17 protein-coding genes are annotated in these 14,274 nt (G+C 31.7%); 6 read left to right on the forward strand and 11 right to left on the reverse strand.

What is annotated here, in order from left to right; all coding sequences use genetic code 11:
- The first annotated feature begins 13 nt into the window (after nucleotides 1-13).
- Nucleotides 14-670, forward strand: coding sequence for a potassium channel family protein (locus C9J31_RS15425; RefSeq protein ID WP_107926681.1), 657 nt, complete (start codon nucleotides 14-16; stop codon nucleotides 668-670).
- 404 nt (nucleotides 671-1,074) lie between these two features.
- Here C9J31_RS15425 and C9J31_RS15430 read toward each other — a convergent pair whose 3' ends face one another.
- From C9J31_RS15430 to C9J31_RS15445, 4 genes are all read right to left on the reverse strand, one after another.
- Nucleotides 1,075-2,091, reverse strand: coding sequence for an RES family NAD+ phosphorylase (locus C9J31_RS15430; RefSeq protein WP_107950259.1), 1,017 nt, complete (start codon nucleotides 2,089-2,091; stop codon nucleotides 1,075-1,077).
- A 141-nt stretch (nucleotides 2,092-2,232) separates the two neighbouring features.
- A complete protein-coding gene (locus C9J31_RS15435) occupies nucleotides 2,233-2,535 on the reverse strand; it encodes a hypothetical protein (RefSeq protein WP_153062793.1) in 303 nt (100 codons plus the stop codon).
- 133 nt (nucleotides 2,536-2,668) lie between these two features.
- On the reverse strand, nucleotides 2,669-3,460 hold the full coding sequence (locus C9J31_RS15440) for a helix-turn-helix domain-containing protein (protein WP_107950263.1): 792 nt from the start codon (nucleotides 3,458-3,460) through the stop codon (nucleotides 2,669-2,671).
- Nucleotides 3,461-3,490: 30 nt separating this feature from the next.
- Complete coding sequence (locus C9J31_RS15445) at nucleotides 3,491-3,682, reverse strand: hypothetical protein (RefSeq protein WP_107950265.1); 192 nt, start codon at nucleotides 3,680-3,682, stop codon at nucleotides 3,491-3,493.
- 239 nt (nucleotides 3,683-3,921) lie between these two features.
- Between C9J31_RS15445 and C9J31_RS15450 the strand changes: the two genes are divergently transcribed.
- Together C9J31_RS15450 and C9J31_RS15455 are read left to right on the forward strand one after the other, a co-directional pair.
- Nucleotides 3,922-4,140: a helix-turn-helix domain-containing protein gene (locus C9J31_RS15450; RefSeq protein WP_107950266.1), complete on the forward strand. Its 219-nt coding sequence runs from the start codon at nucleotides 3,922-3,924 to the stop codon at nucleotides 4,138-4,140.
- A 367-nt stretch (nucleotides 4,141-4,507) separates the two neighbouring features.
- Entirely contained in the window at nucleotides 4,508-5,461 is a 954-nt protein-coding gene (locus C9J31_RS15455; RefSeq protein WP_107950268.1) for a hypothetical protein, read from the forward strand.
- Between the two features lie 388 nt (nucleotides 5,462-5,849).
- On the opposite strand, the gene C9J31_RS15460 is transcribed toward C9J31_RS15455, so the two are convergent.
- From C9J31_RS15460 to C9J31_RS15475, 4 genes are all read right to left on the reverse strand, one after another.
- Entirely contained in the window at nucleotides 5,850-6,467 is a 618-nt protein-coding gene (locus C9J31_RS15460) for a DUF1643 domain-containing protein (RefSeq protein ID WP_107950270.1), read from the reverse strand.
- Between the two features lie 371 nt (nucleotides 6,468-6,838).
- Nucleotides 6,839-7,144 (reverse strand): hypothetical protein, encoded by a 306-nt coding sequence (locus C9J31_RS15465; protein WP_107950273.1) that lies wholly within the window; start codon nucleotides 7,142-7,144, stop codon nucleotides 6,839-6,841.
- 142 nt (nucleotides 7,145-7,286) lie between these two features.
- On the reverse strand, nucleotides 7,287-8,150 hold the full coding sequence (locus tag C9J31_RS15470) for a DUF3775 domain-containing protein (RefSeq protein WP_107950274.1): 864 nt from the start codon (nucleotides 8,148-8,150) through the stop codon (nucleotides 7,287-7,289).
- A 90-nt stretch (nucleotides 8,151-8,240) separates the two neighbouring features.
- A complete protein-coding gene (locus C9J31_RS15475) occupies nucleotides 8,241-8,822 on the reverse strand; it encodes a hypothetical protein (RefSeq protein ID WP_107950276.1) in 582 nt (193 codons plus the stop codon).
- A 240-nt stretch (nucleotides 8,823-9,062) separates the two neighbouring features.
- Between C9J31_RS15475 and C9J31_RS15480 the strand changes: the two genes are divergently transcribed.
- From C9J31_RS15480 to C9J31_RS15490, 3 genes are all read left to right on the forward strand, one after another.
- Entirely contained in the window at nucleotides 9,063-9,953 is an 891-nt protein-coding gene (locus C9J31_RS15480) for a 3'-5' exonuclease (protein WP_193767093.1), read from the forward strand.
- A gap of 39 nt (nucleotides 9,954-9,992) precedes the next feature.
- The gene (locus C9J31_RS15485) at nucleotides 9,993-10,181 is read left to right on the forward strand and encodes a hypothetical protein (RefSeq protein WP_107950280.1); all 189 of its coding nucleotides are present in this window, start codon (nucleotides 9,993-9,995) and stop codon (nucleotides 10,179-10,181) included.
- Nucleotides 10,182-10,385: 204 nt separating this feature from the next.
- Complete coding sequence (locus C9J31_RS15490; RefSeq protein WP_107950282.1) at nucleotides 10,386-11,408, forward strand: hypothetical protein; 1,023 nt, start codon at nucleotides 10,386-10,388, stop codon at nucleotides 11,406-11,408.
- Nucleotides 11,409-11,719: 311 nt separating this feature from the next.
- Here the strand turns inward: C9J31_RS15490 and C9J31_RS15495 are convergent, their stop codons facing one another.
- The 3 genes from C9J31_RS15495 to C9J31_RS15505 form a co-directional block, all read right to left on the reverse strand.
- On the reverse strand, nucleotides 11,720-11,941 hold the full coding sequence (locus C9J31_RS15495; RefSeq protein WP_107950283.1) for a hypothetical protein: 222 nt from the start codon (nucleotides 11,939-11,941) through the stop codon (nucleotides 11,720-11,722).
- 377 nt (nucleotides 11,942-12,318) lie between these two features.
- Nucleotides 12,319-13,236, reverse strand: coding sequence for a hypothetical protein (locus tag C9J31_RS15500; RefSeq protein ID WP_107950285.1), 918 nt, complete (start codon nucleotides 13,234-13,236; stop codon nucleotides 12,319-12,321).
- A 49-nt stretch (nucleotides 13,237-13,285) separates the two neighbouring features.
- Nucleotides 13,286-14,191 (reverse strand): head maturation protease, ClpP-related, encoded by a 906-nt coding sequence (locus tag C9J31_RS15505; protein ID WP_107950287.1) that lies wholly within the window; start codon nucleotides 14,189-14,191, stop codon nucleotides 13,286-13,288.
- Between the last annotated feature and the right edge of the window lie 83 nt (nucleotides 14,192-14,274).

The raw sequence follows: 14,274 nt of genomic DNA on the forward strand, positions 1-14,274 counted from the left end.
GGAGCTGACTATTATGACCATAAAACAATATGCTGTAATCGGTTTAGGAAGATTTGGAACAAGTGTAGCACGGAGATTACACGAAGCAGGACAGGAAGTTCTAGGTATTGATGTGAATGAAGAAAGGGTCGAGGATGCTGAATTCTTTGTGACACATGCAGTCGTAGCTGATACCACTGAAGAAAAGGCATTAACCTCCATAGGAATTACAAATTTTGATTGTGTCATCGTCGCTATTGGTAACGATATGCAATCTAGTATATTGACCGTTTCATTACTCAAAGAACTTGGTATTAAAAAAGTAATTGCAAAAGCTCTAGGAAAAAGACACGGGCAAGTGTTAGACAAAGTCGGAGCTGACTGGATTATTTACCCAGAGAGAGATATGGGTGAACGGGTGGCTAATCAGCTCCTCTCTCCCAATATGTTAAATTATATTGAATTGTCTAAGGAATATAGTGTAGAAGAAATTATGATTCCTTCTAAGATGGCTGGAAAAAACTTACGTGATTTGGACATTCGGGCTAAATACAATGTTAGTGCCATCGCCATCGTGCGAAAAGGAACAATCATCATTTCTCCATCTCCTGAACAAATTATCGAAGAGGAAGATTTATTAGTGATGATTGGACATAAGTCTGATCTCGCTTTATTTGCAAATATAGAATAAAAAGCACACATTATCTATTAAAATTGACTGCATCATTCTTTGCATAAAAAAGGGGTAGTTCATCACGAACTACCCCTTTCTTCTATATGCACATAATACTAATAATTTGAATCTGTAGTTTTACTTCATTGCAAACTCAATAGATACTGGGTTGTAATCCCTTTATTTTAAAGCTTTATACCTTCTAAATGTATTTTTAATAATGCAAAGTAAAGCATAAAATTGTATTGTTTTGGGGCTAAGTGGGGCTAGATTGGGGCTAATTAAAATTAGGCAGGCGTGTGTACAGGAATAGGTGAGTAAAAAGATTATGAGCTTTTGCTTTAAATTTTTTAAAATCTTAAATTAAAACCATCTACCAAGGAACTAGACTGGACCACTCACTAACGAGTGGTCTTTCATCTTTAAAAAAACCTAGTTAAATCGTCTGGATCTTCAAATAAACTTTTCTTTGGTTCATATATAAATACTTTAGGCTTATCTATCGGATGTACAGCGGTAGAATTTGGATTAAATAAGACGAGGTTGTTTCCATAAGAACGACTTGAAGTATATAAAATCCCATTAAATCCTGCTTCTCTCGCGCAATCAGCTATAAAAGTAGTTAAAAAATATTGTGGTCTCCATTTACTAGATCTATCTTCAACTTTTTCGAATATATAACGGAAAGCTAAAAGTGCTTGAATAACTTCATTATGATCATCACTTAACGTATCCCAATCATTTCTTAAATCCAATATCCCAGTTAATTCTAATTCTTGAATGTACTTTTGAATCCAAATTAAAGAAGGATTATTTGGATTATCTAAAGTTTCAATCATTGCAAGTTCATCATCCTCAGCTAGATATAAAACACTTTGACCCTGATGATGAAATCTACCACCAGAGGATAGGCCAACTTCAGGTGCGGTCATATCAGTTTGTTCAAATACCTTAGAATGAGTAACTAGTCTAGCTCTAGACCAATTAGTTTGTTTAATAGATATAGTTTTTACATTGTTGTTAATAATCTCCTTATGTATTTTTCTTCCTAGTGGATGGGCTAATGCTAGGGAAGGTAATTTTTCTAAATGAGATCGAAAATCAATTAGTTTTTTTTCAAAACGAGTATAAATTGATTTAATTTTTCTTTCTTCCTCTAAGACATGTAAATCTTCTGTACCAGCCACTTCATACTGTTCAAACCCAGATTTACCGCAGTTTGGACAATGTAGGTGTTCAGCGATATCTTCACGATATTTTTCAGGACAATTTATATCATCAAAAATTTCATCGATTGAAGTTTTATTTCCCATTATCCAAATATATTCACCACCATCATACGGTTGACAGGTAGTACAATATTTTAACTTCTTTTGGGCTTTATCTCTAAACTTTTCAGCTGTCCTATTTAACTCTGGTAAGTATTCTTCATAATACATACCCTTTCCCCCTTCTTAATTATAAAAAGAAATTTTACAATTCAATAATATCTTACCTTATATAGATTTTATATAAAATATTTTCACTTTATGTTTTCTGCTATATAGAATCCTATTACATTCATAAAACATAAACAATTACTAATCTCCCATTTCATTCTTTGAAAAGCTTTCATATGCTTTTAACTTTCCTTCTAACTCTGTAACTTTCTTTGTAATTTCAAACATATAATCTTCTACGATTCGCGCGAATACATCATAACGCTCAAAATCATGAGCGGCAAGATAAAGATCATCTTTCTTCTTTGTTGGTTGCCATTTACTAAAGTAACCATCAATAAGTTCTTGTTGAGTAATTCGCGCCTTCTCTAATGCGATAGAGACCTCTGCTACTAAATCTCCAATCGCAAAATAATTAGTCAAGTGTTGTGAATTTTGTTCCATGTTCATCATTTCCCTTCTAAATATGATATACATTATTTGTTTGCTACTGCTTTTAAAAGTAATTGTTTATTGTGGTCAGACATGACACGCCATTCTTTAGCTGTTACTTTCATGTGTCCTCACTTCCTTCATATTAAAATACTTCTGTTGGTCCGTCTTTATCAGTTAGCCAGTTGTAGAAAGGCACTGTATGCACATTTACAGGTTTTTCACCTATAGATGATGTATTTATTGTGGGGTGCTTATCTTTGCGTTGTAATGCCTTCTTATGAGCCCCTACAAATATGGCACGTATTGTTTTAGTGACCATCAGCACACCATCTTTAATATCGTTAGCCATTTTAAAAATGATGTTCTTGGCCATTATGAATTCCTGAATGTTACTTACATTGGATGCTAGTACCACTTTATGCAGCTCTTCTTTAAAGTTATCTGGAAGAGGTAACGAATGCATAAAATCATACAACATCACTTGATATTCATTCATAAATTCTTTGCATACTTCTTTTTCAGCATTAGCCGCGTTATATGCTTCTTGTAATGAAACTACCTCACATTCCTCGAAAGTCTCCTTACGGCTCCCACATGTTTCAGAATGACTGGGCAAAATAATATATATATTTGCACCGCGTCCACCTTTTTCTTTCATAGTTATTTCCTTTTTGATGATGCCTAGTGATTCTAATTTCTTAATGGCGCGGTATATAGTTTTCGTGCTGATCTCTATGCTGTCCGCAATTGTGGAAGCTTTTAAGTGGCATGCCCCAGGATAATTAAGTGCATGCGAAGCGAGTTTATAAACAATGGCACGCTCTGATTCGGTCAGGTCATAGTAATGTTGCTGGATATGCTGCTCAATATGCTGATCCATTTCTTGTACAGAATTGAATGTTTCATATTGTGCTAAATATTCGAACGCTGCCATTGTTTTCACCTCACTTTCTAACCCAGTTTGCTATTTAAACGCTTGTTTCAATTTCTGTCTCATAAATGAAACTTCCTCATCAGTTAATAACTTGTGGTATTTCATAATACGCGCTAAACGGTGTGTATGCTTTCGAGCGTCTTTTACCTCGTCCAGTTGAATCATTTTATTGTGGATGTACTCATTTCGTTGTGAGATGGTTTTCAATGCTTGTTTACACATGATTCCTCCCCCCTTTCTGTTACTGCAGCATGTCGGCTATTTCTTGTCCATTCACCGACTAACCTTTGATGGTTAAATCCACACTGCTTTTTTATCACGATTAACTCTACAAGGTTAATATATCACTCCGAAAAGTTAATGTAAAGTTAATTTTTAACCTTACAAGGTCACTTTTTTATATTTTTTAAAACTATTTATCATCAAAAGTGTTATAATTAACCTTAGAAAGGGGTTTATAAATGGTTATAAAATCAAATTTAAGAATTTTAATGGCTGAACATCGTATTGATGGAATTTCAGAATTAATGGAGAAGTCAGGGCTTAGTAGAAATGCTATTAATCGGTTATACAAGGGAACTGATGAAGAAATGAAGTCAACAAACTTAAAAACGCTTATCACACTATGCGAGGTTTTTGATTGTAAGCTATCTGATCTATTGGAATTCACCCCTGATTAAAAAGAGTAAACAAAAAAACACTCTCGGCTTTAGCAGCTGAAAGTGTTTTTCTTTTGGCCATAATAAAAAGCAACCACATTTCTGCAGCTGCTTGATTATATATATTAATTATTAAGAGCTTGTTTTAAAAGATTAAAAGAATAAATGATTAAGATATAAAATTTATATGTCCTTGCTTACTCTCCCAATGGATTTCAGCATTTCAACGGTAGGACATTACGGTGGGACATTTAATACAATGTGGAAAATCGATAACTAATTACAATTGTCTGTTATTTATGTGTACTTCCATTACATAATTCCCTAAAATAGGAATTGGAAGAAGCTATATATGAGTTAAATATAATAGGTTTGAGAGGAACATGGAATGTTACCAATATATCATGATGTAAAACCAGATGTAAAAGCAGTAGCTAGAGATACACTTGCATCAATCATTAAACATTATTTCATTGTTAAAAGGGATTCCGGAGATGATTTTTCAGATTTATTTCCAGAAACAATATATTACACTAAGAAAGAAACATGTGATTCTGCCGCTAGGAATATTGAATTATGGAGTAGAGATAACTTTGAAAGAGATATATCTCCACTTCATGAGTATGCGCTATACCGAATTTTAAAATGGGCCGAAGATGTTGAAGAAGATTACAAACAAGAAAATAATGAAAGTTTATTTTTTGAACACTTACCTAGAGAAAAGTTAATAAATAACGAAAAAAAATGGAACATTTCAGATACAGCCGATATGAATTTTTATTATAATAATTGCTTTAGAGATTATGATTTTTCAGATGTCGCTACTTACATGAACTCATTAGAAACACACCCCCTTTCTTATATCGAATCAAAATTTCATATAGATTTGAAAGAATACACAGACTTAATGCCTTCTGATATAGAAAAGAAAATAATAGTGGATAATTCCCAAAGTGAAAAGTTTATAGTTGAAGCTGAAAATGTATTTCTTCTACAGGGAAACAAGGAGGTAAATTTAATGTCAAAAAAAATTGGAAACATTACAGATTCATCATTTGGAGACAATGTTAATCTTTTAGGTGATAATGTAAAACAAAACAAAATTATTACGGTTAACGACTCTCTCAATAAAGTTTTTGAAGAACTATTCAAAATTATAGATAACAGTACAATTAGTCCATATGAAAAGCAGCAAGCAAATTACAACGCCCAGGAATTACAAACGGCTATTCAGACTAGAGATAAAGGTAAGGCTAAATTACTTCATAGTTTTTTATTAAACTCATTAGGTTCGATTAGTTCACTATTAACAATTGGACAGTTTATTTCCGAAAAGTTTTAGTAAAAAAACTGTGTATTAAATTAATACTTGTAAAACGAAAAAAGACCAAGGCCACAGTACCTTGGTTTTTGTCATTACAAAAAAACACACCTGGTTGGATGTGACTAGAAACGATTAATATGTTTTTATATCAGAACGTCTAAAGCACTCATTACATTGAATTTTAGTTTTAGTAACGAATCTTCCATCGGGTTCCCTAATAAATTTTTTGGTCAATTACTATAATGTTTGATGATTCGCATCCAAGACATTTCATATAATACCCTCTAATTTTACCTATATCATAGACCGGAAAGGGTTAAATGTGTTTTAGAATGTTGATATAAAAAGGAACTGCATTGTTGCAGTTTCCTATAAATGTATAAATTATAAAAGCGTGTTATATATTCTATCTAACTGCATCCTGTGGATATGGTAAAACTTCTTCATAGTCATACCAATACTTACCGTGCCCTGGATATTTCGTTCCATTCACCATAGAACCGACACGATAAAGTGGTTTATCCCCAATTAATCCAAGCACTTCCCTAATACGTTTTTTATATTGACTTTCTAGTAATTTTGAGTAGTCTCCCCAAGCAGCAAAAATTCTATCTTTTTCTTCGTTAAATACATCTTCATCTAATAACTGAAGTAAAACATTATTATTTTTATTTCTGTGTATTTGCTCATCCGAAGTTCCTATTAGTTCTCTAATATTACCTGTCATTCCACTTACTATAGTAAATAAATTTAAGATTGTTATTTTTTGATATGATTTCTTTTTGTATAAGTAGTCAGATACCTTATAAATTGTATCGTCAGAGAGTCTTCTTCCTGTATTATCTTCCTTACCTGCTTTACTCGGATTTTTTAAAATAACTATTGCATGGCCCCCACCTTTTCTGTCTCTGAATGATAATGTGAGTGAATACCGGTGTAAAGTATCTTCATTAGCGTTATATATCGGTGGATCCATTACAATATTTTCTTCATCAATGTACTCTGAAAAATAGACTTCTTTCATTTTTATTTCTCCTTATTCTAAGAATGTTTTTCTATTTTCAATATTACTTCAAATTTACCATTCCAACCAATTTTCTATCGCTAGTTCACATTGCACAATTAATTGTAGAAGGCCTACACGCTCGTTTAACCAAATATAGAAAGGCACAGAACACTCTCTGTGTACTTTTCCTCCACAGATAATGATTTAGTCAACTTATTATTTAATCGATCTACAGCCTTACAATATTCTCTTATAAATACTACTTTTAATGTAATAGTTACTGTCAGTACTGTAGATCTCTAATCTTGTGGTTTTGTCCTCCTCAACTCATATTAAATGCATAATAAAAAGCCGTTCAAAAATGAACGACTAATTTAATTATCCATTATTTATAAATTCAACGACATTATTGCTTTATCAATTTTATCTTGATATTCTTTTAAATTATAAATTTCAAATGTATCGTAACCATCACCAATTACATTAATTCTTAACCCTATATTATGCTTTTTTTGCCAATCCTGCATACCATCAATTACTAGAATTGCTGGTAACATAAACGGATCATCTTCATCAAATCTATATTTACCATATTCATTTTCAATTAATACTTTACACAATTTCTCAACAGTTACACCTAATCGTATTAAATCATCTTTTTTCATGATAAATGATTGTGGACTTTTACGTTCCATAATTATCCCTCCTCTAATATTAATTGTATCAAATAAGAAATGGATGTAAATTACAGAAAGATTAATCAGTAATTTTACAAGAACTAACTTTTATAATAAAAAGTCACTTATAGTAAGATGTGACTTATCTCAACTATTTCATTTAAAAAGGTAAACTATCCTTATCTACTATTACAGGTACATTTTCATTTATTTTAGATTCTTCTTTTTTCTTTTTAACAGGAGCTTCATATATATAATTGCCCTCTTTGTTCTTTAATACATTTACATAATGATTTAAAAAATTTACTGTTTCATTTTTTGGATGATTCCCCAAATAAAACGATTCTTCTCTTAAACCTTGAATTTTTATCCCTTCTTTTTCGCATAAACGTTTTTTGAGCTCTTCAAATAAGCCCAATTCTTCATACTTCTCAATTATCCCCTTTAAATCAGCAATATAAGAATTGATAGGGTATCCCATATGATATGTGATAGTTGTTTCTCCAAAACTTGATAATTCTTTAGTGGTATCTATGAGTTCCCACCCCTTTGCTAAATAAGAATCTACAAAATTAGCATCCATTGTTTGAATTCGAGAATATCTTGACATAAAAATGGTTCCTTCCTCTTTTTTGACATTGTCCTTTTTAGTATCTAAATCATTATAACTATCTAATTGAATGTTTAAATTCCCGGCTATCCCCAACCCCTTTTCAAGATACTCGTCTAAGGGCATTTTAGCAACGATATGGTCAGCTTCAAGCTCTCTTATACTCCAAGATTTCTTTTCAAGATAGCGTTGTTGACTCTCAAATAATTCTCTATTAGTATATTTCAATCGATCTTCATCTGTTGTTTCTCTCCCTAAATACATAATAATTTGGATAAATTTTATTTCATCAAATGATAGCTGGTTTACATACTTTTCTAGCTCTCTACTTGCTTCAATGCTTCTGCAAGTTCGTCTATTGCAAGCAAGTTGATATACTGTTTTTGTGACGTTAATAAAATGAGCAAAATTCATTTTTTCCCCCTCCAATCATTTACCAATATTATATATCTAATTCCAGTAATTAAAAAACACCTACCGAAGTAAGTGTTTTGACAATCCTATTTATTGCCACCCGTCACGGAGTGTTAGTTTTTCATTAGGATAATCAATAGAATTTGCTATATCAATAAGTACGTCAGATGTTACTTTATCAGAAACATCTTGATCAATACTAAACACATACTGCCAATTATCTCTTTCAAAGACTAACATATTAAAACCAAAATTCGGATTTTCTATATATGCTGCATCACTTCCATTTTTTAATTCAAATACATCTAAAATATACTTTTCGAATGATATTTTATGCTTAATTGGACGAACATCAATTTTAAAATGATTTTCAGGGAATTGATCACTTATCATTTTTATCTCGAATGCATCATTTATATCTCCATCTAAGTTACTAAATCTACCAAAACGATGGGTAAAACTTATTGGTGGTACTCTAAGTGGCAGCTTAAGTTCCTTTTTATAATGTTGTTCAAAATCTTTTATCGCAGATTCTACAGTTTTATATCCTCCTTCGGGGAAAAATTCTTCAAAAGGTTGTGGTGAATCACTTGACTTCGCATCTACCGTTTCGTTAATGGATCTAATTAATATACAACCTAATAACAATAATATAAGAAAATATTTATTCATTTCATCCTCCTAAAATTTAATTTAGGAATATTTTCTCCAATTGAATAGTTAATATGCTTTTTACCTCCGCACATTATATCTTAGGCGATTTATATTTGGTTGTTCCAACCAATTGTAAAAAGGCACTGGAGGCTCTATATGCGATTTGTCCTTCACAGATTTATAAATAGAGTTGATTTTTTGTATGTACTTCCAACTCCTAATTCCCTAAAATGGAAATATAAAGGGAGGCTACAAACAATGAATTGGTTTAAAAAATTATTCTCTAAAAAGAAAAAAATTGATATTACTATCGAAAAACAAAAATCAGAACGAAAAGATTATACAGTGAAGTTAAGAATGAACGATTCTTCTGCTATGACACCAATAGAAAAACGTATTGTTGAATTACATAATGAAAATCCTAATATGACAGAGGAAGAAATAAAAACAAAAATTATCGAGGAAGAAAAGCGAAAAATAGCTGATAATATAATTAACAATACTAAAATTGAAATTGTTAGAGGAAAGCCGAATTCAAATAATACTATACAACAACCGCAGAAAGTTACCAGTTTTAGGGATTTAAACATCGTTCCTGATAGCAAACTTGTCTATTCTAGAATAAGAAAACTTGTGCCAAATTTTATAGTTTTAGATTTTGAAACAACAGGTCTATCTAATAATACGGACGAAATTATTCAAGTTGCTGCCGTGCGATATGAGAACTTTGAGGAAAAAGAAAAATTTGTTACCTTTGTAAAGCCTTCTAAACGAATTCCTTATGACGCAACAGAAATAAATGGTATAAGTAACGATGATGTTAAAGATGCCCCTTCAATTAAAGAAATACTACCAAAATTACTTGAGTTTTTAAAAGATGATGTCATCGTTGCACATAATGCCTCATTCGACATGAAATTTTTACTAAGTGCAATGTACAAAGAGAAAATCGAATACCGTAAATTTAAAGCTATAGATACTTTAGCTTTATCTCGTAAACATATTGACTTTACAAAAAATCATAAATTATCTACATTAAAAAGCTTCTTAAAATTGAATCATTTAAAATCACACGATGCACTACACGATTGCTATGTAACAGCTGAATTGTATAAATATTGTTATGAAGAAAACCTAGTTAAAAATTAATTCACTCAAATAAGTGGCTTTTTAATTAGGAGGTTTTATATGAGGCTTGTAAAAGGGTTAATAGGGTTAATATTAATTGCGGTTGGGCCTATGTTTATAGTCATAACAATTGACGATTCTTTATTAATCAAAAATATGCTTTTAAAAGTTTTAGGGACGTTTTGTATTTTTATTGGCTCAGATATGTTACATAAGCAATTCCATCCTAACAAATACAAAAAAATATAGAACAAAACCAGGCACTCATTTTGAAGTGAGTCCTGGTCATTTGTTTATATGGCTAAATAGTAATTCTTCAGAATAGAAGAAAAACGAAGGATATAAAATAAATAGTATGGAAACCTGAGGTCTCTGAAATATCTCAGTGTACGATGAAAATAGTTTAGCAGGTTTTTTACGCTTAAAGTATATCAAAAAAGGGTGGGACTTTTTATGAAAAAACTACTCGAGATTTTTTTCGATGAACAGTTTATATTTCCATACATGCATTTGGAAGATGTTCGTGAACAGCATTCACAATATGGAAATTCAAATATTTATATGGTTATGTTAGCAAAAAAATATCAAATATTAGATGCGCAGTATATCAATCAACAATTAATTGTCAACTATAAGTGCTTAGAGTTAAACCAAAGTTTTAGAATATCGAATATTATACTACTGCCTTTCGATATCCCGGAAAATTCCATTGATATTAATATCAGCGATTACGGCACTGCAATTGAAATAGGGATTACTAATTATGGGATCGAATTCATTAAGAAAAATCATGTTGATTACTTCAATAGTTCGAACTTAAGTCAAAAAAAGAAGATCTCTATTTACGATCTAATAAATATATCGAATCAAAATGAGGAAACAAGTGAGGAGTACGAAATTTTGTATATTGGGCAATCTCTTGAAACTGGTGGGGGTAGAAATATCTTTGATAGATTAAACAGTCACGAGAAGATCTTAAAAATATATAGAGATTATAATATGAAGTACAGAGATAAAGAGTTGGTAATATTATTGCTTCATACAAAATCTAAGTTGCATACAGTTATGACCCCAGATTCAATGACTTCCATTTTATTAGGGAACTCTTACTGGCAAACTACTGATAAATTGGGAGAAAAAATAACTGATGCTACAGTAGTTAATGTAGTTGAAGCCATGTTAATTTATCATTTTAAACCTCAATATAATATTAAATTAAAAAACTCTATACCTAAACTTGATTTAAAAACATATTCCGAATTAAAAAATTCAGGTGTTCATCAAATAGATGTAGGATTGAACCTTTATTTCGAACAATCAAAAACATGTATACATTTACTTACTGATAAAGTTGGTGTTTATTCCAAATTAAGAATTCTACATTGTTATCTTGAAAATTTATATGATAAAAAAGATTCATCCGATATTGAGGTGGAGGATATTGACGATAAGTTATATTGGCTAATTAATTTGTAATTGAAAGAAGGTTGCTTATTATCAAGGAAAATACAAAATGGACATTAAAATCAAGCTCAGGAATGCTCCTATAATTTCTATTTCCTTTGAGCAAATGTCATTCTAAAGTTTTGTTGTACTCCCTGTCACCTCGACACATATTAATTACATTGCATTGCTTTAACTAATTGTTCTTTCATCCTTCTACACTCCCCTTCACAAGAACACTCGTTTGTATTTTTTGAATAGACGTTCTCTTTTTATCAAGTGTAATTTCTGGAAATAAAAAAAGCCTAGGTACTCACCTTTTAATGAGTATCTAGGCATTCATATTATTTACTGCGTCTTTGTTGAATCGTAATATACAAGCCCATTAAACGGACAGTCGTCATTGTACTATTCTGTAAATCCTTAAAGTACGATTCCTGAATAATGCCATCTTTAATTGCCTGTGCATATAGTTCCCTGTTCCCAGATACTTTAAAAGCTTGTAAGACTTCAGTTGTCGAAATTTCAGAAATACTCAGGTTAGAAAGAGAGAAGAATATCCACACAAAAAAGCATCTACTCAATTGAATAGGTGCTTTTATCTTTTGTGCGCTGCTGAAAATTTAGCAGTCAATAGACATTTTGTCCGTAGCTCCCCCCTTAAATTTGATGGGCGGTTAAAAACCGCATACTGAATTATTCAACCTACTCTAACCATGCACAAAGCATTTCCCCTTGATTCCGCTTTCTATGAGGCGTTGTAAACCCTAAATAGTATTATTTTTATCACCTAACATTCGAAACCGCTGTACATGCTTCCTATGCATCGAAAACCCATATATAAAATTTATCTACAACCTGGACACACTTAACCATTTATAAAAGACCACTCATGAAGAGTTGCCAAGGTAAATTAATCAAAGACGTACAAGAGATCCTGTGATTATTTTTCGGAGCTAATTGCGCCATTTTTTTCTAAACTCTCGATATCTTCAGGTTTAAATCGTTTTAAATCATATGTTGTTAATACATTACCTATTTTGTATCGATCACCATTGTGTCGAAGATCTCGATTTACATAATAGATTAATTCATTACTTGGGTTTGATACTATGTGATGGTATTTCCGACAGAATTCTGTGAATGTACCACTTTGCTCATCATTTAACCACATTGCTACAAATCGGGTTTCTGGATAATTGTGTAGTTTGCGTTGTTTAGTCTCTTTAATATATTGACGAGCTTCATAATTAACGATGGCATTCACCAGTTGAGTATCAGTATTCACACGTTTTAGTATAGTTTCTAAATCTGGTTGTTGAGTGGCCATGTACTTTTCACGTGAGACTTGTTCTTTATAAGACGTTAACTGCTGAATTAAACTATCTAACATATCCACCCCTTTTTGCACAGGTGTAGAGTCGAACATAATATTATTAAATGAATTGACTAATGTTATGAGTTTTTGTTTTTCATCCACACTGATATCTGTTTCTTGTTTTGCTAAAACGTCTAGTTTTATTTGAACGGCCATTTTCTTTGCAGTTACATTCGTTAATTCCTCTTCTAATTCAGCAGCTCTCTTATGATCGCCTTTAATTTCTTTTATCGCTAAATCTTGTGCTAATTTTTGCTGCTGCTCTGATAATTCTTCAATATTCACCTTAATATCATCTACTTTATTTCTAAGATGAAGCGTAGCAGATGTCGCATTTTTTAATAAATCTTTAATTTCATCAATAACTTTATTTTCAGAATTTCTATAACGCTGTTTTTCGGCGGTTATTGTATTCATAGTTTCATCAAAAAAATTGTTTAATGTGCTTTTTACAACCTCTATTGCTTCTGTTTTCTTAGACATGAGTAATCACCTTTCTTTTAAAAAAATAATTTTTTCTGATACATATCAATTAACTTTTAGTTTCAAATGCTTCAATAAGTCCTTGTACTTCCAAAACCTCATCTGTAGTAAGATCATTAGTGTCGATCCCTTTTGTATTCAAATTTTTCATTGTTTTCATTACATTGATTGCATACTCACCTTCTTCACGGCTACATGAAGGAGGTTTATCCTTTGGTAAAGAGTTAATCCCAGGTTTGTCTTTTAACATATTTTTGTGTGCCATTATTAGTTGCCTCTCTGTTGATTTAGAATCTTCTGTTGTATTGGATGCAGTGAATGAGCGCTTATTTGATAACTGATTTCTCATTTTTTCAACAACCTCTGGTGGTAATACACCATTCACTAAATGTGGCATGTTAATGCTTGCAGTAACACTTTGCTCGTTTTCAAACATCACTGAATCGATAAAGCGTAATTCCAATGCTTGTTGGGCATTCATCCAAGTTGTTTTATCCATCATGGACTTTAATTTCGCTTCATTCAAACCAGTTTTGGCAGTATAAGCATTCATAATAGACTTGTTAATATTTTTGAGAAACTCACTTGTATGATCCATTTCACGATAATCACCATGTACAGAAACACTTGCGTTATGAATCATTAATTGAGCCGTAGGAGACATTTCAACATTGCTACCGGCCATCGCAATTACACTTGCTGCAGATGCAGCCACACCCACAATTTGAACGACTACTTCTCCAGAAAATGATTTTAAAGCTGTATAAATTTCAGAGGCACTAAAAACAGAACCACCCCCGCTATTTATTAAAACGTTCACTTTCGTTGATCCTGTTTTTTTAGCAGATTCTAATTGTTTATTAATTACACCCGGACTAGTAGCAGGAATATTGAAGTAATCGTAAATCTGCTGCTCGCTATCTGAAATGATTGGACCACGGATGTTAATATTCATTTGTTCTTAATTCCTTTCTTTACTTTCGTTTTGTATACACACCTTACTTTCGTCTTTTTCACTTATATCCTCGCTTCATTTTT

This window comes from Lysinibacillus parviboronicapiens (genome assembly GCF_003049605.2).
Classification (GTDB): Bacteria; Bacillota; Bacilli; order Bacillales_A; family Planococcaceae; genus Lysinibacillus; species Lysinibacillus parviboronicapiens.

Coding starts and splice junctions, on each gene's coding strand:
- C9J31_RS15490 (WP_107950282.1), top strand. CDS start 10,386: ATGAAAAAACTACTCGAGATTTTTTTCGATGAACAGTTTATATTTCCA.
- C9J31_RS15505 (WP_107950287.1), bottom strand. CDS start 14,191: ATGAATATTAACATCCGTGGTCCAATCATTTCAGATAGCGAGCAGCAG.
- C9J31_RS15465 (WP_107950273.1), bottom strand. CDS start 7,144: ATGGAACGTAAAAGTCCACAATCATTTATCATGAAAAAAGATGATTTA.
- C9J31_RS15425 (WP_107926681.1), top strand. CDS start 14: ATGACCATAAAACAATATGCTGTAATCGGTTTAGGAAGATTTGGAACA.
- C9J31_RS15440 (WP_107950263.1), bottom strand. CDS start 3,460: ATGGCAGCGTTCGAATATTTAGCACAATATGAAACATTCAATTCTGTA.
- C9J31_RS15475 (WP_107950276.1), bottom strand. CDS start 8,822: ATGAATAAATATTTTCTTATATTATTGTTATTAGGTTGTATATTAATT.
- C9J31_RS15450 (WP_107950266.1), top strand. CDS start 3,922: ATGGTTATAAAATCAAATTTAAGAATTTTAATGGCTGAACATCGTATT.
- C9J31_RS15485 (WP_107950280.1), top strand. CDS start 9,993: ATGAGGCTTGTAAAAGGGTTAATAGGGTTAATATTAATTGCGGTTGGG.
- C9J31_RS15500 (WP_107950285.1), bottom strand. CDS start 13,236: ATGTCTAAGAAAACAGAAGCAATAGAGGTTGTAAAAAGCACATTAAAC.
- C9J31_RS15430 (WP_107950259.1), bottom strand. CDS start 2,091: ATGTATTATGAAGAATACTTACCAGAGTTAAATAGGACAGCTGAAAAG.
- C9J31_RS15480 (WP_193767093.1), top strand. CDS start 9,063: ATGAATTGGTTTAAAAAATTATTCTCTAAAAAGAAAAAAATTGATATT.
- C9J31_RS15435 (WP_153062793.1), bottom strand. CDS start 2,535: ATGGAACAAAATTCACAACACTTGACTAATTATTTTGCGATTGGAGAT.
- C9J31_RS15445 (WP_107950265.1), bottom strand. CDS start 3,682: ATGTGTAAACAAGCATTGAAAACCATCTCACAACGAAATGAGTACATC.
- C9J31_RS15460 (WP_107950270.1), bottom strand. CDS start 6,467: ATGAAAGAAGTCTATTTTTCAGAGTACATTGATGAAGAAAATATTGTA.
- C9J31_RS15455 (WP_107950268.1), top strand. CDS start 4,508: ATGTTACCAATATATCATGATGTAAAACCAGATGTAAAAGCAGTAGCT.
- C9J31_RS15470 (WP_107950274.1), bottom strand. CDS start 8,150: ATGAATTTTGCTCATTTTATTAACGTCACAAAAACAGTATATCAACTT.